This is a genomic window from Xanthobacter sp. DMC47 (assembly GCF_056313845.1).
Map to the genome: position 1 here is coordinate 1,106,527 of NZ_JBQUZM010000001.1, position 22,002 is coordinate 1,128,528.

Annotated in this window: 22 protein-coding genes; 8 read left to right on the forward strand and 14 right to left on the reverse strand. The window is 68.4% G+C overall.

What is annotated here, in order from left to right; genetic code table 11:
• Positions 1–3 precede the first annotated feature (3 nt).
• Positions 4–1,209 carry a 3-oxoadipyl-CoA thiolase gene (gene pcaF / locus ACT54R_RS05145; protein WP_476324242.1) on the reverse strand — a complete coding sequence of 402 codons (1,206 nt, stop codon included), beginning with the start codon at positions 1,207–1,209 and terminating at the stop codon, positions 4–6.
• Positions 1,210–1,230: 21 nt separating this feature from the next.
• Entirely contained in the window at positions 1,231–2,880 is a 1,650-nt protein-coding gene (gene paaN / locus ACT54R_RS05150) for a phenylacetic acid degradation protein PaaN (RefSeq protein WP_476324244.1), read from the reverse strand.
• A 136-nt stretch (positions 2,881–3,016) separates the two neighbouring features.
• Between paaN and paaG the strand changes: the two genes are divergently transcribed.
• From paaG to paaK, 3 genes are all read left to right on the forward strand, one after another.
• Complete coding sequence (gene paaG / locus ACT54R_RS05155; protein WP_476324246.1) at positions 3,017–3,805, forward strand: 2-(1,2-epoxy-1,2-dihydrophenyl)acetyl-CoA isomerase PaaG; 789 nt, start codon at positions 3,017–3,019, stop codon at positions 3,803–3,805.
• Between the two features lie 65 nt (positions 3,806–3,870).
• Positions 3,871–4,293, forward strand: a complete 423-nt coding sequence (paaI, locus tag ACT54R_RS05160) for a hydroxyphenylacetyl-CoA thioesterase PaaI (protein ID WP_476326393.1) — start codon at positions 3,871–3,873, stop codon at positions 4,291–4,293.
• A 35-nt stretch (positions 4,294–4,328) separates the two neighbouring features.
• Positions 4,329–5,660, forward strand: coding sequence for a phenylacetate--CoA ligase PaaK (paaK, locus tag ACT54R_RS05165; RefSeq protein WP_476324248.1), 1,332 nt, complete (start codon positions 4,329–4,331; stop codon positions 5,658–5,660).
• An 81-nt stretch (positions 5,661–5,741) separates the two neighbouring features.
• Here paaK and ACT54R_RS05170 read toward each other — a convergent pair whose 3' ends face one another.
• From ACT54R_RS05170 to ACT54R_RS05205, 8 genes are all read right to left on the reverse strand, one after another.
• A complete protein-coding gene (locus tag ACT54R_RS05170; RefSeq protein ID WP_476324250.1) occupies positions 5,742–6,497 on the reverse strand; it encodes a Phenylacetic acid catabolic protein in 756 nt (251 codons plus the stop codon).
• 10 nt (positions 6,498–6,507) lie between these two features.
• Positions 6,508–7,584 (reverse strand): 1,2-phenylacetyl-CoA epoxidase subunit PaaE, encoded by a 1,077-nt coding sequence (gene paaE, locus ACT54R_RS05175; protein ID WP_476324252.1) that lies wholly within the window; start codon positions 7,582–7,584, stop codon positions 6,508–6,510.
• A gap of 28 nt (positions 7,585–7,612) precedes the next feature.
• On the reverse strand, positions 7,613–8,137 hold the full coding sequence (paaD, locus tag ACT54R_RS05180) for a 1,2-phenylacetyl-CoA epoxidase subunit PaaD (protein ID WP_476324254.1): 525 nt from the start codon (positions 8,135–8,137) through the stop codon (positions 7,613–7,615).
• Between the two features lie 9 nt (positions 8,138–8,146).
• Entirely contained in the window at positions 8,147–8,923 is a 777-nt protein-coding gene (paaC, locus tag ACT54R_RS05185) for a 1,2-phenylacetyl-CoA epoxidase subunit PaaC (RefSeq protein ID WP_210254539.1), read from the reverse strand.
• A complete protein-coding gene (gene paaB, locus ACT54R_RS05190) occupies positions 8,923–9,207 on the reverse strand; it encodes a 1,2-phenylacetyl-CoA epoxidase subunit PaaB (RefSeq protein ID WP_024280576.1) in 285 nt (94 codons plus the stop codon). Before paaB ends, paaC begins: the two co-directional genes overlap by 1 nt.
• A 92-nt stretch (positions 9,208–9,299) precedes the next feature.
• Positions 9,300–10,298: a 1,2-phenylacetyl-CoA epoxidase subunit PaaA gene (paaA, locus tag ACT54R_RS05195; protein WP_024280577.1), complete on the reverse strand. Its 999-nt coding sequence runs from the start codon at positions 10,296–10,298 to the stop codon at positions 9,300–9,302.
• A gap of 216 nt (positions 10,299–10,514) precedes the next feature.
• Positions 10,515–11,381, reverse strand: a complete 867-nt coding sequence (gene paaX, locus ACT54R_RS05200) for a phenylacetic acid degradation operon negative regulatory protein PaaX (protein WP_476324257.1) — start codon at positions 11,379–11,381, stop codon at positions 10,515–10,517.
• Positions 11,382–11,413: 32 nt separating this feature from the next.
• The gene (locus tag ACT54R_RS05205) at positions 11,414–12,151 is read right to left on the reverse strand and encodes a TetR/AcrR family transcriptional regulator (RefSeq protein ID WP_476324259.1); all 738 of its coding nucleotides are present in this window, start codon (positions 12,149–12,151) and stop codon (positions 11,414–11,416) included.
• A gap of 274 nt (positions 12,152–12,425) precedes the next feature.
• On the opposite strand from ACT54R_RS05205, the gene ACT54R_RS05210 reads away from it, so the two are divergent.
• From ACT54R_RS05210 to ACT54R_RS05230, 5 genes are all read left to right on the forward strand, one after another.
• Entirely contained in the window at positions 12,426–13,610 is a 1,185-nt protein-coding gene (locus ACT54R_RS05210; RefSeq protein ID WP_476324261.1) for an ABC transporter substrate-binding protein, read from the forward strand.
• Between the two features lie 69 nt (positions 13,611–13,679).
• Entirely contained in the window at positions 13,680–14,552 is an 873-nt protein-coding gene (locus ACT54R_RS05215; RefSeq protein WP_476324263.1) for a branched-chain amino acid ABC transporter permease, read from the forward strand.
• Positions 14,552–15,496: a branched-chain amino acid ABC transporter permease gene (locus tag ACT54R_RS05220; RefSeq protein ID WP_476324265.1), complete on the forward strand. Its 945-nt coding sequence runs from the start codon at positions 14,552–14,554 to the stop codon at positions 15,494–15,496. Before ACT54R_RS05215 ends, ACT54R_RS05220 begins: the two co-directional genes overlap by 1 nt.
• Entirely contained in the window at positions 15,493–16,293 is an 801-nt protein-coding gene (locus ACT54R_RS05225; protein ID WP_476324267.1) for an ABC transporter ATP-binding protein, read from the forward strand. Before ACT54R_RS05220 ends, ACT54R_RS05225 begins: the two co-directional genes overlap by 4 nt.
• Positions 16,280–16,981, forward strand: a complete 702-nt coding sequence (locus ACT54R_RS05230) for an ABC transporter ATP-binding protein (RefSeq protein ID WP_476324269.1) — start codon at positions 16,280–16,282, stop codon at positions 16,979–16,981. The genes ACT54R_RS05225 and ACT54R_RS05230 overlap by 14 nt, the downstream gene beginning before the upstream one ends.
• A gap of 78 nt (positions 16,982–17,059) precedes the next feature.
• On the opposite strand, the gene cydC is transcribed toward ACT54R_RS05230, so the two are convergent.
• The 4 genes from cydC to ACT54R_RS05250 all read right to left on the reverse strand — a co-directional run bounded on the left by cydC (position 17,060) and on the right by ACT54R_RS05250 (position 21,939).
• Entirely contained in the window at positions 17,060–18,838 is a 1,779-nt protein-coding gene (cydC, locus tag ACT54R_RS05235; protein WP_476324271.1) for a thiol reductant ABC exporter subunit CydC, read from the reverse strand.
• Positions 18,835–20,658, reverse strand: a complete 1,824-nt coding sequence (gene cydD / locus ACT54R_RS05240) for a thiol reductant ABC exporter subunit CydD (protein ID WP_476324273.1) — start codon at positions 20,656–20,658, stop codon at positions 18,835–18,837. The genes cydC and cydD overlap by 4 nt, the downstream gene beginning before the upstream one ends.
• Positions 20,659–20,740: 82 nt before the next feature.
• Complete coding sequence (locus ACT54R_RS05245) at positions 20,741–21,367, reverse strand: DUF4202 domain-containing protein (RefSeq protein ID WP_476324275.1); 627 nt, start codon at positions 21,365–21,367, stop codon at positions 20,741–20,743.
• A gap of 53 nt (positions 21,368–21,420) precedes the next feature.
• Positions 21,421–21,939, reverse strand: coding sequence for a hypothetical protein (locus ACT54R_RS05250; protein ID WP_476324277.1), 519 nt, complete (start codon positions 21,937–21,939; stop codon positions 21,421–21,423).
• Between the last annotated feature and the right edge of the window lie 63 nt (positions 21,940–22,002).

A 22,002-nucleotide genomic window follows, 5' to 3' on the forward strand; every position in this document is an offset into this window, starting at 1 on the left:
CGCTCAGACCCGCTCGATGAGGGCGGCGATGCCCTGGCCGACGCCGATGCACATGGTGGCAATCGCGCGCTTGCCGCCACGCAGTTCCAGCGCGCTCGCCGCCGTCATGGCGAGGCGCGCGCCGGACATGCCGAGGGGATGGCCAAGCGCGATGGCGCCGCCATGCGGGTTCACGTGCTCCGCATCGTCCTTGAGGCCGAGCTGTCGCAGCACCGCCAGCGCCTGCGAGGCGAAGGCTTCATTGAGTTCGATGAGGTCGATGTCGGAAAGGGACAGGCCATTCTTCGCCAGCAGCTTCTGCGTCGCCGGCGCCGGCCCGATGCCCATGATGCGCGGCGGCACGCCGGCCTGCACCACGCTGACCACGCGGGCGCGGGGCGTGAGGCCATACTTTTTCGCCGCCGCTTCCGAGGCGAGGATGAGGGCACCGGCGCCGTCATTGACGCCCGAGGCATTGCCCGCCGTCACCGAGCCGCCCTCCTTGCGGAAGGGCGTCTTCAGCGCCGCCAACTGCTCCAGCGTGGTGTCGCCGCGCGGGTGCTCGTCACGATCCACCAGCACCGAGGTCTTCTTGCCCTTCACCTCGATGGGGGCGATCTCACGGGCGAAGAAGCCCGCCTCCTGCGCCGCCTTCGCCCGCTGCTGGGAGCGGTACGCGAACAGGTCCTGATCGGCCCGCGAGATGCCGAAGTCGGCGGCGACGTTCTCGCCGGTCTCCGGCATGGAATCGACGCCGTATTGGGCCTTCATCAGCGGATTGATGAAGCGCCAGCCGATGGTGGTATCGTAGATTTCCGCCTGCCGCGAGAAGGCCTCCGTGGCCTTGCCCTGCACGAAGGGGGCGCGGGTCATGCTCTCCACGCCACCGGCGATGATGAGGTCCGCGTCCCCGGTCATGATCGCGCGAGCGCCGATGCCCACCGCGTCGAGGCCCGAGCCGCACAGGCGGTTCACGGTGGTGCCCGGCGCGCTCACCGGCAGGCCGGCCAGCAGCGCGGCCATGCGGGCGACGTCGCGATTGTCCTCGCCGGCCTGGTTGGCACAGCCGAGGATCACATCGTCCACCGCCTCCCAGTCCACGCCGGGATTGCGCTCCTTCAGCACGCGAATGGGATGGGCGGCGAGGTCGTCCGCCCGCACGTCCTTGAGGGCGCCGGCATAACGGCCGATGGGGGTGCGCGCGAAATCGCAGATGAAGGCGTCAGCCATGATGATCTCCGAAAAATAGGCTCAGGCGGCGGCCGGACGGCGTACGCACACGACGCGGAAGCGCCCGGCTACAAAGGCCGCATCGGTGAGGCAGGCATTGCCGGCGGGGTTCGCGCCAGAGACGTGGTAGTCGCTGAAGGCCGCGCTCTGGTTCACATAGATGCCGCCCGTGAGATTCACCGAGAGCGGCACGCCGGCGCGGGCATAGGCCGGCACGGCGCGGGCGATCTCTGCGTCATCGGTGGAATAGAGGGCGGCGGTGATGGCGCCCTTTTCGCGCGCCGCGCGTGCGGCGCGGGCCACCCCATCGGCCGCATCGGCCACCGCCACGACAAAGGCGATGGGGCCGAACCGCTCTTCGAGATACGCCGCCTCATCGGCGGCATCCACCGCCAGCAGCAGCGGCGTCGCCGTGCGTGCGCCCTCCACCTGCAAGGCCGCGCTGTCGCGCACGATGCGGCCGAGGGCGCGGGCCTCCTCGATGCGGGCCAGCGTCGCCGGATTCTGGATGGCGCCCAGAACCGCAGCGGCGCGGGCGGGCTCGGACAGAAGCGCATCGATGGCGGAGGCGATGCCGCCCGCCACCTCGTTGAAGCTCCTGTGCCCCGCCTCGGTCTCGATGCCGGCCTTGGGCACGAAGATGACCTGCGGTGCCGTGCACATCTGGCCGCTGTAGAGCGAGAGCGAGAAGGCAATGTTCTGGCACATGGGGCCGAACGCGGAAGTGGACGCGACGACGATGGTGTTCACGCCCGCTTCCTCGGTGAACACCAGCTTGTCCTTCACGTTCTCCCGCAGCCAGCCGCCGAACTGGGAGGAGCCGGTGAAATCCACGATGCCCACGGCGGGATGGGTCGCCAGTTCCTTGGCGATAGGTGCCTCTGCCGTGTCGGGGGCGAGCTGGATCACGTCCGGGTCGAAGCCCTCCTCTGCCAGCACCTCGCGGGCGATGCGCACGGTGAGGGCGAGCGGCAGGATGGCCGCGGGGTGCGGCTTCACGATCACCGCATTGCCGGTGACGAGATCGGCGAAGAGCGCGGGATAGCTGTTCCAGGTGGGGAAGGTGGCGCAGCCGATGACGAGGCCGATGCCGCGCGGCACCACGTGGAAATCCTTGTCGAGGCGGATGGCGGAGCGGCCCATGGGCTTCTCCCACAGCACCGCGCCGGGCACGCGGGACATCTCCTCATAGGCATAGGCGACCGCCTCCAGTCCGCGATCCTGCGCGTGCGGGCCGCCGGCCTGGAAAGCCATGGGGCCGGCCTGCCCGGTGGTGTGCTCCACCGCTTCCGCGATGAGGAAGCTGGCCTTGTTCAGGCGCACGAGAATTTCCAGAGCGATGCCCGTGCGCTGCGCGATGGAGGCCGCGGCCCAGGTGGCGCCGGCCTTCTCCGCGCGGGCGATCAGGTCATCCACGGCGCGGGCGCGATAGGTGATGCCGAGGGCGGGCCCGAAGGGCGAGACCTCGGCGCCGATCAGCGGCGCGTCGTCGCCCGCGGCGGGCTCGAACGGCTGGTTCTTCAGGGCCGCGAACGCCGCCTTGGCCTCGGCCGCACCGCCTTCGGGATAGGCCTTGGGATTTTCCGGGAAGGCCGCCCAGAAGCCCCGCCCGCGCGCTGCGGCAACGGCGGATTCGAGCAGCGCGGCGTGGGCCGCGAACAGGTCAGCCATGGTCCTCTCCCTATGCCGGGACGCTATGCGATGATGTTGACAAGCCCATCCCTTGCGCTAATGATTAACCGATCGTCCGGTTAATTCAAGAGGCTCCGCAAGAGCCCGCAAGTGGGAGGACCAAGTGGAGGCGCATGTGAACGAAGCCGTGCTCACCGTCACGGACCATGGCGGCTGGACGGAGCTGACGCTCAACCGACCCGACCGCCTCAATTCCTTCAACGAAGCGCTGCATGGCGCGCTCGCGGATGCGCTCGATGCCGCCGCCGAGGACGATTGCCGCGCGGTGCTGCTCACCGGCGCCGGCCGGGGCTTCTGCGCCGGGCAGGATCTCTCCGACCGTGCCAACGCGGAAGGTCCCCTGGACCTCGGCGCCACCATCGAGGCCTTCTACAATCCGCTCATCCGCCGCATCCGCGGGCTGCGCAAGCCGGTGGTCTGCGCGGTGAATGGCGTGGCCGCCGGGGCAGGTGCCAACATCGCCTTCGCATGCGATATCGTTCTGGCGGCGCGCTCCGCCAAATTCATCCAGGCGTTTTCGAAGATCGGCCTCGTACCCGATTCGGGCGGCACCTATTTCCTGCCGCGCCTCATCGGCGATGCGCGGGCGCGGGCGCTGATGCTGCTCGCCGAGCCGCTCTCCGCCGAGACCGCGGCCGAATGGGGCCTCATCTGGAAGGTGATCGACGACGCCGCGCTCATGGACGAGGCTCGCGCGCTCACCGCCCGGCTCGCCACCCAGCCGACGCAGGGCCTCGCCCTCACCAAGGCGGCGCTCAACGCCTCCGGCGGCAACAGCCTCAACGACCAGCTCGATCTTGAGCGCGACCTGCAGCGCGAGGCCGGCCGCACGCCGGATTACCGCGAGGGCGTGAAGGCCTTCATGGAGAAGCGCACCCCGAACTTCACGGGACGCCGCTCGTGACCGCCGCCGCCGAAACCTTGGCGCCGCTCTCTCCGGAAGAGATCGCTCGCCGCTCCGCCGACGCCATGTGGGCGACCGACAATGCGAGCCAGGGGCTGGGCATGGAGATCGTCAGCGTGGGCCCGGGCACCGCCACCCTCGCCATGACGCTCACCGAACGCATGTGCAATGGCTTCGGCATGGGCCACGGGGGCTTCATCTTCGCCTTGGCCGACAGCGCCTTCGCTTTCGCCTGCAACACCTATGACGAGCGCACCGTCGCCCAGCACTGCTCGGTGACGTATCTGCGGCCCGGCACCCGCGGCAAGCGCCTCGTGGCGCGGGCGCGCGAGGTGAGCCGCGGCGGCCGCTCCGGCATTTACGATGTCGAGGTTTCGCAGGACGATGTGGTGATCGCCCAGTTCCGCGGCCACTCCCGCACCATCGGCGGGCGCATCACGCAGACGGACGCCGGGGGCGTGGACGCCCCCGCAAGCAGCAAATCCTGATCTCGCAGAAGATCCATTTGGAGGAGACGACCACCATGGCTCTGTCGGCACTGTCCCCGGGCCGTTCCATCGAGGGTGGCCTCGATGCCGCCGAACGCGCCTCGCGCGACGAGATCATGTCGCTGCAGCGCGAGCGCCTCGCTTGGTCGCTGCGCCACGCTTACGAGAACGTGCCGTTCTACCGGCAGGCCTTCGACAAGGCCGGCGTGCATCCCTCCGACCTGCGCGACCTCTCGGACCTCGCCAAGTTCCCCTTCACGGTGAAGACGGATTTGCGCGACAATTACCCCTTCGGCCTGTTCGCGGTGCCGAAGGAGAAGCTGATCCGCGTCCACGGCTCGTCCGGCACCACCGGCAAGCCCATCGTGGTGGGCTATACCAAGGCCGATATCGACATGTGGGCCGACGTGATGGCCCGTTCCATCCGCGCCGCTGGCGTGCGGCCGGGCATGATGGTGCATGTGGCCTATGGCTACGGCCTGTTCACCGGCGGCCTCGGTGCCCATTACGGCGTCGAGCGGCTCGGCTGCACCGTGGTCCCCATGTCCGGCGGCATGACCGAGCGCCAGGTCCAGCTCATCCACGATTTCAAGCCCGACGCCATCATGGTGACGCCGAGCTACATGCTCGCCCTCATGGACGGCTTCGCCAAGGCCGGGCTCGACCCGCGCGAGACCTCGCTCAAATACGGCATCTTCGGCGCCGAGCCGTGGACCAATGCCATGCGCCAGGAGATCGAGCGCGATTTCAACCTCGACGCCACCGACATCTACGGCCTCTCCGAAGTCATCGGCCCCGGCGTGGCGCAGGAATGCGTGGAGACCAAGGACGGCCTGCACATCTGGGAGGATCATTTCTACCCAGAGGTGATCGACCCGATCACCGGCGAAGTGCTGCCCGACGGCTCGAAGGGTGAACTCGTTTTCACCTCGCTGACCAAGGAAGCCTTCCCCATCATCCGCTACCGCACCCGCGACCTCACCCGCCTGCTGCCGGGCACGGCGCGGCCGGGCATGCGGCGCATGGAGAAGGTGACGGGCCGCTCGGACGACATGATCATCCTGCGCGGCGTCAACGTCTTCCCGACCCAGATCGAGGAAATCCTGCTGGCGGTGGAGGCCTGCTCCGGCCACTACCAGATCGAGCTGACCCGCGACGGGCGCATGGACGAGATGACCGTGCATGCCGAGATTCGCGAGGAGGTCTATGGCGAGGTGGACGTGGACGCCACCGGCAAGCGCATCCTGAAGCGCATCAAGGACACCATCGGCATCACCACGCGCATCTCCCTGCACGAGCCGGGCGGCATCGAGCGCACCGCCACCGGCAAGGCCAAGCGCATCGTGGATCGCCGGCCCAAGGAATGACGCGGAGGGCGAACCGCCCTCCCCTGCCCAACAAAAAAGGCCCGGCACGATGCCGGGCCTTTTTCTTTTCTGCGGCTGATCTCAGTCGAGGCCGAGCGGCGCGAGGCGGTCGGCGGCGATCCGCTCCCATTGCGCAAGCAGCACCTCGTTGGGCGTGTGGCGCAGGCCGAGGCGGCGCAGCGTGTCGTAGCGGGCGGAACCGGCGACGCCGAATGTGGCGGCCACCCGGGGACGCCAGTAGGCAAGGCTCGCCCGCGCCCCGATCCGCCCCACCTCGGTCGCGGCAATGCGCTCCAGCCCTTCGAGCCCCAGCTCCGCATGGCGCGCCTCGCGCGGGGCGATCTCGCGGAACACTTCGGCGAGCGGCGCGTAGGACACCCGCGACAGCTCGGCGAGCTGCACGCCGGTGGCGAGGCCCATGAGCACGTTCATCGCCACCGCGTCGGTCCATCCCGCGATGGGATAGTGGAAGACGGAAAGGCGCATGTCGGCGCCGTGCCGCGCGGTGCCGAGGTCGGCCTCGCGGTCGATCCGCGCCGCCCAGTCGTGCTGCGCCTCGTAGCGATCGGCGTCGGTGCCGAAGGCGCCCATGAGGCCGAGCACGCGCTCGGCATGATCCGCCTTCTCCAGCGTGATGCGGCTCGCCGCGATCCGCGCCTTGATGCCGGGTGCGAAATTGATGGAGGCGGCAAAGCCCGCCGAGCCCGCGAGCTGGCTGTCCACGAAGGAGGACATCAGCCGCAACAGCTCGCCGCGATAGCGCGGCGGCACGTTGTCGGGCGAGGAGAGCACCCCGCCCTGGGCCAGATAATCGTCGATGGCGATCACGTCGGACATGGTTTCCCCCTCACTCGTCGTAGGTGACGACGAGTTTTTCGGTGAGCGGGAAGCACTGGCAGGTGAGCACGTAGCCGGCGCGCACCTCGTAATCCTCCAGCGCATGGTTGACCGCCATTTCCACCTCGCCCTCTACTACCTTGGCGCGGCAGGTGGAGCACACGCCGGCCTTGCAGGCGTAGGGCGCATCGAGATTTGCGGCGAGGGCTGCGTCTAGCAGGCTCTGGCCCTCGCGCGGCATGTGGAATGTGCGGGTGGCGCCATCCAGCGTCACTGTGGCCGTCGTACCCGCACCATTAGCGGCGACATTGGCCGACACCGCCTTGGCCTTCGCCCGGCCGGGCTGGCCGGAGGCGAATAGCTCGAACTTGATCTGCGCGTCGGAAAGCCCATGCTCGCGCAGCGCGGCCGCAATCGCCAGCATCATGGGCTCGGGACCGCAGATGAAGGCGGTATCCACCGACTTCGCGTCGATCCAATGCTTGAAGAGACCTTCCATCTTCTCCGCGTCGACGCGGCCGGTGAACAGGTCGATCTCCTGCGCCTCGCTCTCCAGCACGTGCAGCACCGAGAGGCGGCCGAGATAGAGGTTCTTCAGGTCCTCCAGCTCCTCGCGGAACATGATGGAGCTGATCTGCCGGTTGGCATAGACGAGGGTGAAGCGGCTCTTCGGCTCGCGCGCCAGCACCGTCTTGATGATGGAGAGCAGCGGCGTGATGCCCGAGCCGCCGGCGAAGCCGAGATAGTGGCGGTCCAGCTCCGGGGCCAACGGCACGAAGAACTTGCCCATGGGCGGCATGGCTTCGAGCGTGTCGCCGGGGGACAGGTTCTCGTTGGCCCAGGTGGAGAAGGCGCCGCCCTCCACCTTCTTGATGCCCACCTTCAGGCAGCCCTCATCCTTGCCGGCGCAGATGGAATAGCTGCGGCGCAGCTCTTCCCCATCGAAATCGCGGCGGAAGGTGAGGTACTGGCCCTGCGTGAAGTCGAACGCCGCGGCGTCCTCGGGGCGGGGCTTGAGGGTGACGACGACGGCATCGCGCGTCTCGCGCCGCACGTCGACGACCTCCAGGGAATGAAACCGTGCCATGCGGCGCTCCTCGGGATTTCTTTAATTGTCAGATGCACTTGAAGTAGTCGAACGGCTCCAGGCACGAGAGGCAGCGATAGCTGGCCTTGCAGGCGGTGGAGCCGAACTGGCTCACCTTCTCCGTCTGCGCCGAGCCGCAGCGCGGGCAGGCGACCGTGAGGTTCGAGCCGGAGGTCAGCCGGCGCGCGAGCGCCAGAGAGCGGCCATCCGCTGCGGTGTCGTCCACCGGCGGCGCGATGCCGTAGGCGCGGAGCTTCTCCCGCCCCTCGGCGCTCATCCAGTCGGTGGTCCACGGCGGCGAGAGCCGACGCTCCAGCCGCACCTTGGCGACGCCGCGCGCGTTCAGTTCGCGCTCGATGTCGAGATTGATGATGCCCGTCGCCGGACAGCCGGAATAGGTGGGCGTGACGGTGACGACCAGGGTGTCACCGTCCCACGTCACGTCGCGGACAATGCCGAGATCGATCAGCGAGAGCACCGGGATTTCCGGGTCCGGCACCTGCGACAGCCAGTGCCAGACCTCCTCAACGGACGGCAGGGTGGCGGTCGCCATGATCGCCCCCTACCAGGTCGCGCCGGGATAGGCGCGCTGCAGGAACTGCATGTCGGCGAGGATGTAGCCGAGATGCTCGGTGTGGACGCCGCGCCGACCGCCCTTGTGGACATAGGCCGAGGTGGGCGCCTTCAAAGTTGCCTCACGCAGCACCTCGGAGACGATGGCCTCCCACTCCGGCTTAAGGCTCGCCGGATCGGGCGCGATGCCGGCTTCCGCGATGACGCGGTCGGTGTCGTCGGCGATGAAGAGTTCGCCCGCATAGGACCACAGGTCGTCGAGGGCGCGCTGCATGCGCTTGTGGCTCTCGTCCGTGCCGTCGCCGAGGCGGATCACGAGGTCGCTGGAGCGCTCCAGGTGATAGGCCGCCTCCTTCACCGCCTTGGCGGCGATCTCGGCGACGCGCGGATCGGCGGATTTGGTCAGCGCCGTCAGCATCACATGGTGCCACGCATCGAACAGGAACTGCCGCATGAGCGTCTGGCCGAAATCGCCATTGGGGCGCTCGACCAGCAGGCAGTTGCGGAAGGCGGCGGCGTCTCGCAGGAAGGCGAGCGCGTCCGCATTGCGACCCTTGCCTTCCACCTCGCCGGCGAGGCCGAGCCAGAGCTGGGTCTGGCCGATGAGGTCCAGCGCCGTGTTGGCGAGGGCGATATCCTCTTCCAGCACCGGGGCGTGACCACACCACTCGGACACGCGATGGCCGAGGATGAGAGTGTTGTCCCCCATCCGGGTGAGGAATTCGAACAGAGCGGCGCGATCGACCGCGATCTCGGCGCTGGCCATCACATGTGCCCCACTTCTTCGGGAATCTGGAAGAAGGTCGGGTGGCGGTAGACCTTGGAGTTGGACGGCTCGAACAGCGGCCCCTTGTCCGAGGGGCTGGAAGCGGTGATGTCCACCGACTTCACCACCCAGATGGAGACGCCCTCGTTGCGGCGGGTATAGACGTCGCGCGCATTCTTGATGGCAAGCTCGGCGTCGGGCGCGTGCAGGCTGCCCACGTGGCGATGGTTGAGGCCGTGCTGGCCGCGGATGAAGACTTCCCACAAGGGCCATTCGCTGGACATGGTTGTTCCTCCCGTTCCGGGCCGGACGGCGATGCCGTCCGGATGATGTGCTGTTGTTGTGGTACGCCCTGACCGGCGATTGCTGAGGGCCGCTATTCGGCGGCGACCCGGGCGGCGGCGCGGCGCGCCTCGGCCTTCTCGGCATGGGCGAGGAGGCCGTCGCGGAACCATGCGCCGTCTTCCCAGGCCTTCACGCGGGCGCCGAGCCGTTCCTTGTTGCAGGGGCCGTTGCCGGCGATCACCTCGAAGAATTCCGACCAGTCCGGCTCGGAGAAGTCGTAGCCCTTCTTCTCCTCGTTCCACTTGAGGTTCGGATCTGGGATCTTGAGGCCGAGATATTCCGCCTGCGGAACCGTCTGGTCGACGAACTTCTGGCGCAGCTCGTCATTGGTGTTGATCTTGATCTTCCACGCCATGGACTGGGCGGAATGCACCGAATCCTTGTCGGATGGGCCGAACATCATGAGCGCGGGATACCAGAAGCGGTCGAGGGCATCCTGCGCCATGGCCTTCTGCTCGGCAGTGCCCTGCGCCATCTTCATCATGATGTCGTAGCCCTGCCGCTGGTGGAAGCTCTCCTCCTTGCAGATGCGGATCATCGCGCGGCTGTAGGGGCCGTAGGAGGTCTTCTGCAGCTGCACCTGGTTCATGATGGCCGCGCCATCCACCAGCCAGCCCACTGCGCCGATGTCGGCCCAGTTGAGGGTGGGATAGTTGAAGATGGACGAATACTTCATGCTGCCGTCGTGCAGCTTGGCCAGCAACTGGTCGCGGCTGACGCCCAGCGTCTCGGCGGCGCAATAGAGGTAGAGGCCGTGGCCGGCCTCATCCTGCACCTTGGCGAGCAGGATGGCCTTGCGCTCCAGCGTGGGCGCGCGAGTGATCCAGTTGCCCTCGGGCAGCTGGCCGACGATCTCGGAATGGGCGTGCTGGCCGACCTGACGGATCAGCGTCTTGCGGTAGCCCTCCGGCATCCACTCTTTCGGCTCGATCTTCTCGCCGCGGTCGATGCGCTCCTGGAAGGCGCGTTCCTCCGGCGAAAGCTCGGCGGCGGACTTCATGCCCTCGGACTTCACGAGCTGTGCGTACATGCTGTGTCCTCCCCGTACGACCTGAGATGTGGTGTCTGCGCGGCGCTGTGCGGCCGGTGATAAGGCGCGCCGACCACTGCCGCCGGTCTCGGCAGGCAGCATGCTGCCCACGATCCGGCACCTTGGAATTGTTTATATATTACAGAATTTCGTATTGCAAGCCATTTTCGTAACACTTTTGGGAAACCGACATCCCGCCGCGCTCACGCGGTCGCCTTAGAGCTTGAATCGATTGATAATTTTAGGGTCTGCCGGCAGCTTCGTCCCGTCCTCGCCCACGGCATTTTCGTCCAGCCAGCGCTCGGAGGCCTCCACGAGGCGGCCGTAGATATCAGCGCAGACCGCGCGGGCGGCGAGGCCCGGCCAGTCCTCCGGCAGGATGGCGGAAGGTAGGATGGGATCGCGCAGCACGATGCGGCGGTAATCATGGATGAGCAGCACGCGCGCGACCATTGCCTCAAGGTCGGCCAGCGCGGCGCCGTCCTGTAGCTCCGCCGCCAGCGGCTCGAAGGTGGCGATGAAGCGCCGATAGGCCTCCGCGGTCTGTGCCAGCGGCCACGCACGGGCGGCGAGCGCGCGCTGCTCCTCTGCGCTACCGGAGACATCGAGCCGGAGTGCCAAAGCCGCCTCCTCCGGCACACCGGTGCCCGCGGGGGCAACGAACACGCCGGGCAGCGGCATGCCGAATCCCGCCGCCTCCAGCGCCGCGCGAGCGCCTTCACGGGCACCGGTTTCGATGAACAGCATGTCGAAGTGGCCGTGCCACGCGGGCGGTCGATGGCGGTAGATGTGCTCGGTGGCGCGGGCGAAGGTCTCGCGACCCTTGTCGGCGAGGCGATAGAAACTGTTGCGGCCCACCCGCGTGCGCGTCAGCCAGCCGTCGGCGGCGAGGCGCGACATGGCCGTGCGCACCACCCCATCCGCTACGTCCAGCCCGCGGAAGAAGGCGAGCAGCGTGCCGAGCCACACCGAGCCGCCGCGCGGCACGATGGCATCGCCATAGATGGTGACGATGATGGACCAGGTGCGCGAGGGTTCGGCACGGACATGATCGAGGATGAGGTCGAGGGCGCGGCGCGACATGGCCGTTCCTTAAAGGGTTTTCGGCCGCGATCCTATTCCGCCGGTCGCCGCGCCTTGGCCGCGCGCGGCGCCTCGGCGGCGGCGGGCGCCGTGCGGCGGCGCGGGGCCGAACGGAGCTGCGCGGGCTTGCCTTCGGGCGGCCGGGCATCGGCGGCCTTGGCCTCCGGAGCGGCCATGCCGCGCAGCGCCTCCTCCGCTCCTGCCTTGATGAGGCCGGTGACGAGGCGCGCATAGTCGGCCCGCGTCAGCCCCCGTCCGTCGCGAAACCAGAGGTATTGCCAGTTGAGCATGCCGAAGGCCGACATGGTGACAGGCTTCAACATCGGCCCGCGCCCAACGGCGGGCACCTCCTCAGCGATGGCATCGGCGAGCAGCGTCACGAGCTTGCGCTCCAGCGCGCGCAAAGCGTCCTGGCGGTCGCTGTTGAGCAGCTTCAGGTTCGCGATCTGCACCTGATGCTCGGCGTCGGCATCCTTGTAGGCATCCAGCAGCGAGGCGGACATGGCATAGATGCGGCCGCCCTCCGGCGCTTCGGCGATCGCCTTCTCGGCGCCCGCGATGAGCTGCTCCAGATGCGTCGACAGGATATCGAAGAGCACCGCCTCCTTGTCCGGATAGTAATGGTAGAGCAGCGCCTTCGAGGCCCCGCACGCGTCGGCGATCATGGTGATCGAGGTGCCGGAATAGCCGTATTGCGCAAACAGCTCCGCCGACTTGTGGAGGATGGCCTCCCGTTTGGCCTCGTAATCCTGAGCACGCGTGCGAGCCATCTTGCCTGTCCATCTCGATCGCCGCCCGACAGGGCCTGCTGCGATCATCCGCCATCATCGGGAGGGAGGTTGAGATATCAAATATTGTCCGCCCGGTCGATCAATCATCCCGCGCGAGAGCGCCCACGGCAAGGGTGCAACGAAGCCGCACGCGATCAATTGACCATCCGGCCGGTTAATTATATGGTTCGGATCTCGCCGGTTGAATGGCCGGCGAATGGAGGCGGGACAACCCGCTCCTCGGCCCGAAATGGACCTTTAGGAGGAACGCTTCATGGATACGCCCGCACGCCTGCGGCCGATGCTGCGCGCGGCTGCCATCATGTTCGCGACCGCGGTCGCCGGCCCGGCGCTCACCAGCCCCGCCTTTGCCGCCGATCCCATCAAGATCGGTTCGGTGGTCTCTGCCACCGGCCCCGCCGCCTTCCTCGGCGATCCCGAAGCCAAGACGCTCAAGCTCTATGTGGACGAGCTGAACAAGAAGGGCGGCCTCCTCGGCCGGCCCGTCGAGCTGGTGCTCTATGACGACGGCGGCGACGCCAACAAGGCGCGCACCTTCGCCACCCGCCTCGTGGAGGACGACAAGGTCGTCGCCATGGTCGGCGGCACCTCCACCGGCGCCACCATGGCCATGATTCCGGTGTTCGAGGAAGCCGGCATCCCCTTCGTCTCGCTGGCCGGCGGCATCGAGATCATCGAGCCGGTGCGCCCCTTCGTCTTCAAGACGCCGCACACCGACAAGACCGCCTGCCAGAAGATCTTCGAGGACATGAAGGCGCGCGGCATCACCAAGATCGGCATGATCTCGGGCACGGACGGCTTCGGCAAGTCCATGCGCAACCAGTGCCTCAAGGTGATCGGCCAGTACGGCATCACCATCGTCGCCGATGAGAGCTACGGCGCCACCGATTCCGACATGACGCCCCAGCTCAACAAGATCAAGAACACCGCGGGCGTGGAAGCCGTGCTCAACCCCGGCTTTGGCCAGGGCCCGGCCATCGTGACGCGCAACTACGCCCAGCTCGGCATAAAGCTGCCGCTCTACCAGAGCCACGGCGTTGCCTCTAAGAGCTTCATCGAGCTGGCCGGCCCGGCCGCCGAGGGCGTTCGCCTGCCGGCTCCGGCCATCCTGATCGGCGACAAGCTGGCGGACAACGACCCGCAGAAGCCGGTGGTGGCGGAGTACAAGACCTCATACGAGAAGGCCACGGGCCAGCCGGTCTCCACCTTCGGCGGCTACGGCTACGACGGCATCCAGCTCGTCGCCCGGGCCATCGAGAGCGCGAAGTCTTCGGACCCGAAGAAGATCCGCGACGCGCTGGAAGCCACCAAGGGCTATGTGGGCGTCACCGGCATCTACACCTTCGCCCCCGCCGACCATCTCGGCCTCGGCACGGACTCGTTCCGCATGCTGGTGATCCGCAACGGCGACTGGGCGCTCGAAGCCCCGGCCCGCTGATCGCTTCGCACACCCGATCTCCACCGCGGCGGCGCCCCTGCGGCGCCGCCACACAGACGGCGTGAGGACATGTCCGAATTTCTCCAGCTCGCCTTTTCGGGGCTGACGGTCGGCGCCATTTACGCGCTCATCGCCCTCGGCTTCACGCTGATCTACAACGCCTCCGACGTGATCAATTTCGCCCAGGGCGATTTCGTCATGATCGGCGGCATGGGCACCGTCTTCCTCATGGCGGCGGGCCTCGCGCTGCCTGTCGCGGCGCTGATCGCGGTGGTCGCGGCCGTGCTGGTCGGCCTGCTGCTGCATCGCCTCGCCATCGAGCCCGCGCGCGGCGCATCGCCGGTGACGCTCATCATGATCACCATCGGCGCGTCCATCTTCATCAAGGGCGTGTCGCAGATCATCTTCGACAAGCAGTTCCACTCGCTGCCCGCCTTCTCGGGCGATACACCCATCCCCGTTGCCGGGGCGACCATCCTGCCTCAGAGCCTGTGGGTGATGGGCACCGCGCTCGCCCTCGTGGTGGCGCTCTATCTGTTCCTGGAGCACACTTTGGTGGGCAAGGCGGTGCTTGCCACCGCCGCCAACCGGCTGGCGGCGAAGCTGGTGGGCATCAATGTCGCCCTCGTACTCGCCCTCGCCTTCGGCCTCTCGGCCGCCATGGGCGCGCTCGCCGGCGTGGTGGCGACGCCCATCACCCTGACCCGCTACGACATCGGCACCCTCTTCACCCTGAAGGGCTTCGCGGCGGCCATGCTGGGCGGCATGGGCAATCCCGTGGGCGCCGTGGTGGGTGGCCTCCTCATCGGCCTCATCGAGACATTCGCGGCCGGCTACCTCTCCTCCACCTACAAGGACGCGGTGGCGTTCCTGATGATCCTCGTCGTCCTGCTGTTCATGCCGCGCGGCCTGTTCGGCAGCCGCACCGTGGAGCGCGTGTGATGAAGGCCATCCTGCGGTCCCGCCTCACCCCGCTCATCGCCCTCGCGCTCATCATGGCGGCGGTGCCGATGATCGCCCCCACCTCCTTCCACCTGCGCGTCGCCGCACTGGTGTGGATCTTCTCCCTCGCTGCCCTGGGGCTCACCATCCTCATGGGCTATGCGGGACAGGTGAGCCTCGGCCATGCCGGCTTCCTCGGCATCGGCGCCTATGCGGTGGCCATCGGGCCGGCGCGGCTCGGGCTCGATCCGCTGCTGTGCCTGCTGCTCGGGGCGGTGCTCTCCGGCCTTATCGCCTGGCTGGTGGGGCGGCCGATCCTGAAGCTGAAGGGCTATTACCTCGCCATCGCCACCCTCGGCTTCGGCGTCATCATCGCCCTCATCCTCCACAGCGAGACCGAGCTGACCGGCGGGCCGGACGGCATGTCCGTGTCCCGCATCACTTTGTTCGGATGGCGGGTGACGGGCGCTCTGAACTGGTACTGGGTCTCGGCCTGCGCCCTGCTCATCGGCGCCCTCATCGCCCTCAACATCGCCAAGAGCCCCACCGGCCGGGCGCTGCGCGCGCTCCACGACAGCGAGGTGGCGGCGGCCGGCGCGGGCATCGACGTTTCCGCCAAGAAGCTCGCCGCCTTCGTGGTGGCGGCGGTCTATGCCGCGGTGGCGGGTGGGCTGCTGGCGGCCATGAACGGCCTCATCACGCCGGAGGCCGCGAGCTTCTCCCACTCGGTGGAGCTGGTGGCCATGGTCATCATCGGCGGGCTCGGCTCGGTGTTCGGCACCGTGCTCGGCACCGCCTTCCTGGTGGTGCTGCCGCAGACGCTCACCGCCTTCCAGGAATACGAGCAGGCGGTGCTGGGTCTCCTCATCATGGTGTTCATGATCTTCCTGCCCCAGGGCATCGTGCCCTCGCTGCGCGCGCTGATCGAGGAGCGCCTGCCGTGACCAGCAAGACTCCCCTTCTCGACGTCAGCGGCATCGGCATCTCCTTCGGCGGCCTCAGGGCCGTGGACGAGGTGAGCTTCAAGGTCGGTACCGGCGAGGTCTTCTCCATCATCGGGCCGAACGGGGCGGGCAAGACCACCCTGTTCAACCTCGTCACCGGCATCTACCGCCCCTCGCGCGGCAGCGTGCGGCTCGACGGCGCGGACATCACCGCCGTCCCGCCCCACCGGCGCGTCAGCCGCGGCATGGCCCGGACATTCCAGAACCTGCAGATCTTCTTCCGCATGACCGCGGTGGAGAACGTGATGGTGGGCTGCGCCCTCTCCGAGCGCACCTCCTTCCTCGCCGACATGCTGGGCCTGCCCTCGGTGTTCCGGCAGAACCGCGTGACGCGCGACAAGGCCCTGGCGCTGCTCGACCGGGTGGGCCTCGCCGCGCTTGCCGACGCGCCCGCCGGCGCCCTGCCCTATGGCGCGCTCAAGCGCCTCGAGATCGCCCGCGCCCTTGCCGCCGATCCGAAGATCCTGCTGCTGGACGAGCCGGCCGCCGGCTGCAACGCGGTGGAGACGGAAGCCATCGACCACCTCATCGCCGAGATCGCGAAGGCCGGCGTCGCGGTGGTGCTGATCGAGCACGACATGAAGCTGGTGATGAAGATTTCCGATCGCGTGCTGGTGCTCGCCCAGGGTCGCCCGTTGGCGGAGGGACCACCGCGTGCCGTGCGCGAAAATCCGGAAGTCATCGCCGCCTACCTTGGGGATATCGGATCGCGGGAGGCGGATCGTGCTCACAGTTGAAGCGCTTTCCTCCTCCTACGGCCGCATCATGGCCCTGCGCGAGGTGTCGCTGGAGGTGAAGGCCGGCGAGATCGTCGCCCTTGTCGGCTCCAATGGCGCCGGCAAGACCACGCTCCTGCGCGCCATCTCGGGCGTGCAGCCGGTGCGCGGCGGGCGCATCGTCTTCGAGGGCGAAGCCATCGAGCGGATGGAGCCGCACCTGCGTGTGGTGCGCGGCATCTCGCAATCGCCGGAGGGCCGGCAGGTCTTCGGCCCCCTGAGCATCGAGGACAATCTGAAGCTCGGCGCCTACCGCCGGCAGGATGCCAAGCGGCAGGCGCGGCTCGATCACGTCTATGGCCTGTTTCCGGTGCTGGCGGAGCGGCGGAAGACGCCGGCCATGAGCCTGTCCGGAGGCCAGCAGCAGATGCTCGCCATCGGCCGCGCGCTGATGGCGGGGCCGAAGCTGCTTCTGCTCGACGAACCCTCCCTCGGCCTCGCGCCGCTGCTGGTGGACCAGATCCTCGCCGCCGTCACGTCCCTGCGCGACGAGGGCATCACCACCCTGCTGGTGGAGCAGAACGCCTCGGCGGCCCTCGCCATCGCCGACCGCGGCTATGTTCTGGAGACCGGCCATATCGCCATGGAAGGCACCGGCGCCGCCTTGCTCGATGACCCGAAAGTGCGCGCCGCCTATCTGGGCCTCTAGGCCCGGTATGTGCGTAACGCCGCTGGATCGAAGGAGCCGAAACGAACTGGCTCTATGCGGTTGTGCAACTCAAGATGATCATAGTTGTGCTTGCTCCAAGCCCTGACCGGAGCCAGCTGATCGGGCGGTGTCCTCCGGGACGCCGCCCGAAATCGTTCCGGGACCGATGATGGCCAGCATCTCGTCCGGCGTTCCGTGCGCGACGATGCGGCCACCATCCATCACGATGATCTCGTCCATCGCCTCCAGCCCCGCGCGCCGGTGGGTGATGAACAGGAGCGCCTGATCGCGCGGGGCGCCGAGAAGTCCATCCAGCACGCGGCGCTCGGTCTCGCCGTCGAGCCCTTCGGTCGGCTCGTCGAGGATCAGAATGGGCGCGTCCTTGAGCAAGGCGCGCGCCAGCCCGAGGCGACGGGCCTCGCCGCCGGACACCTTCGCGCCGTTGGCGCCAAGGAAGGTATCCAGCGCGTCCGGCTGCGCCGCGACGAACGCCAGGACGCCGGCCCGCGCCAACGCGGCTTCCAGCTTCTCCTGCGGCGCGCCGGGGTCGGCGACGAGCAGGTTTTCCCGGATGGTTGCCGTGAACAGGTGATCGTGCTGCGCCAGCACGGCCATGCGGCGCCTCAGTTCGTCGGAGTTGAATGCGGCGAGGCTCGAACCGGCGAAGGCCACCTCTCCCGGCGCCGGAGCACGGAACCTGAGCGCCAGCGCGACGAGGCTCGACTTGCCCGAGCCGCTGGACCCTACGACGCCGATCCGCCGACCGGGCGCGAGCGAAAGATCGATGTCGGCGAGGGCCGGACCAGACGCGCCAGGATAAGTCAGCCCCGCATGGGCGAACGCCAGCGTGCCGGCCTCAGGTACCAGCTTCGGCGCGGGCGGCTCCTCCACCGGCGGCGGACGGTCGATGAGGTCGAAGATGCGGCGGGCCGAGGCGAGCGTCGCCGGCAGGGTCTGGAAGGCGAGCGGCAGCGGCGCCACCGCCTCGAACAGGGAGAGGGCGAGCAGCGCCAGCATGGGCAGGTCGGCCCCCGGCAGCGTGCCGGCCAGCACGCGTGGTGCGCCGATGAGCAGCACCAGCGCGAGAGACAGCTGCGCGAACAGCCCGATGCCCGCGCCTGCAAAGCCGAGGATCCCCGCGAGCCGGTGTTCCCGAGCGATGAGGGTGTCGCTGGTCTCATCCAACGCGGCGCGATGCCGGCGGTCCGGATCGTAGATGTCGAGTTCCGCCCGCCCTTCCAGATGGTCCACCAGCAGCGCGTTGAGCTGCGCCGTGCCGGCCGTCACCTCCCGCGCCGCCTTCGCCCCGAGCCGATGAACGAGAAGCGGCAGGGCGAGCCCGGCAAGGAGGGCGGCAAGGCCGATCCCCGCCGCTATCCGCCCGTCATGGAGCGCGAGGAAGGCGAGCCCCCCCGCCAGCACCAGCACGCCGGCGAGGACGGGCGAGAGGACGCGCAGGAAGGCGAATTCCAGCCGGTCGATGTCGCCCTTGAGCCGGGCGAGGAGATCGCCGGACCTCTGGTCCTCCAGCGCCGCCGGGGCGAGCGGGACCAGTCGCGCGAAGAACCAGGGGCGCAGCGCCGCGACGAACTTCAGCGTCGCCTCGTGCCCGACGATCCGCTCGCCATAGCGCCCGACGGTGCGCACGACCGCATAGGCCCGGATCATGGCTGAGGGCGTGAAATAGTTCACGCTCGCCCCTGTCGCGCCGGCCAGCGCCATGGCCGCGATAAACCAGCCCGAGGTGGCCATCAACGCGATATGGGCGAGGGTCGCCAGTGCCGAGACCAGCACGGCCAGCCCCATCCAGCCGGCATGGGGCGTCATCAGGCGCAGGAGACGCAGCGCGTCCTTCATCGCGCCGCCTCCGCGTCACCGGGCGCCAGATCGGGAACGAGGTCGCCAGCGCGCCCACCAGCGCGCAGCAGTTGCTCGGGCGTGCCCTCGGCGACGATCCGCCCGCGCGCGAGCACGATGATGCGGTCGGCATCCGCGATGCTCGCCATGCGGTGGGCGGCCACGAGGCCGGTACGCCCGGCGAGGAGGCGGGACAGGGCGGCCTGCACGCCGGCTTCGCTCTCCCGGTCGAGATGGGCGGTGGGCTCGTCCAACACGACCAGCGGGGCGGCGCGGTAGAAGGCGCGGGCGACCGCGAGGCGGTGCGCCTGTCCACCCGACAGGCCGGCGCCGCCCTCGCCTACCTGGGCCGCGAGACCATCGGGCAGGCCCGCCACCACATCGGCAAGGCCGGCGTCGGCCACTGCACGGGCCAGCCGGGCAGGCTCCGGCGTCACATCGCCAGGGGCGATGTTGGCGGCGAGCGTGCCGGCGAACAGGCGCGGGCGCTGGGGCACGTAGGCGATGCGGCGCCGCACATCGGAAAGGTCCAGCTCCGCCAGCGGCATGCCGTTCACCAGCACCCGGCCGGAGGTGGGGCGCACGAAGCCGAGCACGAGATTGAGGATGGAGGACTTGCCGGCCCCCGAAGGCCCAACCAGCGCCACCGTCTCGCCGGCGCGAACCTCGAAGCTCACGTCATCGAGGGCGACGCGCCCATCCGGGAAGGCGAGGGACACATTCTCGAAGCGGATGGAGATGGCCTCTGGGGTCGGCAGCGGCACCGAGCCGCCGCCTTCGGCCAGGGCCGGCGTCTCCTCCAGCGCCACGAGGCGCTCGGCAGCGCCGATGGCCTCCATGCGGGCATGGTAGGCCGTGCCCATGGCCCGCAGCGGCGCATAGAATTCCGGCGCCAGCAGCAGCACGAACAGACCGGGAAAAAACGCCATCTCGCCCCACAGCAGCCGGAAGCCGATGAAGATGGCGATGAGGGCGATGGACACGGTGGCGAAGAATTCCAGCACCGCAGAGGACAGGAAGGCGACGCGCAGCACCGCCATGGTGTCGCGCCGGTAGTCGTCGGCGACGGCGGCCACCTCCTCCACCATGCGGCCGGCGGCGTTGAACGCCTTCAGCGTCGCAAGCCCCTGCACCGCATCGAGCAGGTGCCCCGACATGCGGGCAAGCCGGCGCCACTGCTTCTGGTTCAGCGCCTCCGTGCCCTTGCCGATGAGGATCATGAAGACGGGGATGAACGGCGCGGTCGCGAGCAGGATGAGACCCGACACCCAGTCGAACGGGAAAACCGCGACCAGCACCGCCACCGGCAGCATCACCGCCAGCACCGAGGCCGGGATGTAGCGCGAATAATAGGGCTCGACGGCCCGCACGCCCTCCGCCAGCGCCGCCACCACTTCGCCGGTGCGGGCCTCGGCGAGCCCCACCGGGCCGATGGCCTCCACCCGGTCGAGGAGCCGGGCGCGCAAGGCACGCATCACCTTCGCGGCAGCGGCGAAGCCGAAATGCTCGCTCGCCCACACCGCGCCGAAGCGCATCAGGATGGCACCGACGAGGAGGGCGAGATCAAGCGAGTAAGACGAGAGTGCCTCGTGGCGGAACAACACCGCATCGATGATGCGAGCGACGAGATAGGCCTGCGCGATGATGAGGAGGCCGGTCGCCGCCGATGCCGCGAGGGATCGGCTGAGGTCCGCCCGCGCCGTACCGCGAAAGCCCGACAGGAAAGCGGAGAGGCGCTTGCGATCCGTTGCGATGCGTCCCTCCCCTCTTTCGCGCGGCCGGCTGCAGACCCTGCCTTGCGGCAGAGGGAGATACCACACGCATAAGGCGGCCACACTGCGATGAAGGCGCCCAGCCGACGTGCCGGCAGCCCTTCGGCAAGCAATACGCGCGCGCCGGCGCTCAGTCTTCCGCGTTCGCCCGCGCGGCGAGGCCCTGATGGAGCAGGTCCACCACCTCCTGCGGCAGGTTCAGGGCGACGGCCGCGGCGTGGCCCTCCTCGGACATCTTGCCCCATGTCTTGGCGAGGATGCCGGCCACCTTCTCCGGCTCCGGGCGGTGCTTCAGGAGGAAGGCATCGAGCTCGTGGGTGAGGAAGACGAGCACCGCCACGTCTTCCAGCACCTGCATGTCCGGGTCCTGCTTCAGCCGGTCCTTGCGGACGATCTTGCCAACGCGCTCTGCGAATGCGGCCTCGAAACCGAGGCCGCGCAGGATTTCAACGATGCGCCGCTCATGGATGTTCTTCAGCTCCGTGCGCCAGCGGAAATAACCGGCCTTGCCCGCCGGATAGGTCTCCCTCGGGACGGTGAAGCGCTCGATATGCTGGCCCCGGGCGGCGATTTTCAGCGCATCGGAGGCATCGGGCCTGAAGCGGGTGAGCGCCTGCGTCATGCGCTGCCCGTAAAGCACCGCCGCCGGCACGCTCCGGCCGTCCAGCTCCACGCGGGCAGGATCGGCGCTATTGGCCGCGTCGATGGCGGCGTAGGCCTGCTGCAGCAGGGCGGCGGGAATCGCGTCGCTCGTCATCGGGGCTCCTGGGAAATATCCGGCGGCCATCATGGCCGCGGATACGCGGCTGTCTAGCGCAGGCGTAGCCGGGCCCAGCGCCACAGCGCCCGCGCCCGGCGCTTCAGCTCGGCGAGCCTCAACCATTCGGACACCGAGCGGTGCACCGAGGCCGCCGTTTCGATGACATAGGCCATCCAGCGCACCGTCATCAGCTGCGTCTTGCCGGCGGTGAAAATGCGCTCGATGAGAACGAAACTCACCAGATGCGCCAGCAGGAACAGGAACGTGCCGGTGCGCACGTGTCCGTTCGCGATGTGGATGAGCGCAAGGAACTTCACCGGCTCCACAACGCCGTAGGGCACCGCGATGAGCACGAGCACCGCATAGGCCGGCAACCCGCCCACCCACGCCTCGAACTTCTGCACGAGCTTTAGCGCAGAGAGCCAGTCGAGCAGCGGGCGGTAGAGCGGACGGACCAGCTCATCGAGCAGGATGACGATGCCCACCACCAGCCGGAACGCGAGGCGCAGAACGGCAACTAGCGGATTGCGACGGCGGGACGGACGGGGCGAGATAGGGGGTTCGACCATGCCCCGATGATGCCGGGTAAATCGCGCCGGCGATATGTGCCGCTGCGGAATGGCGCTGGCAGA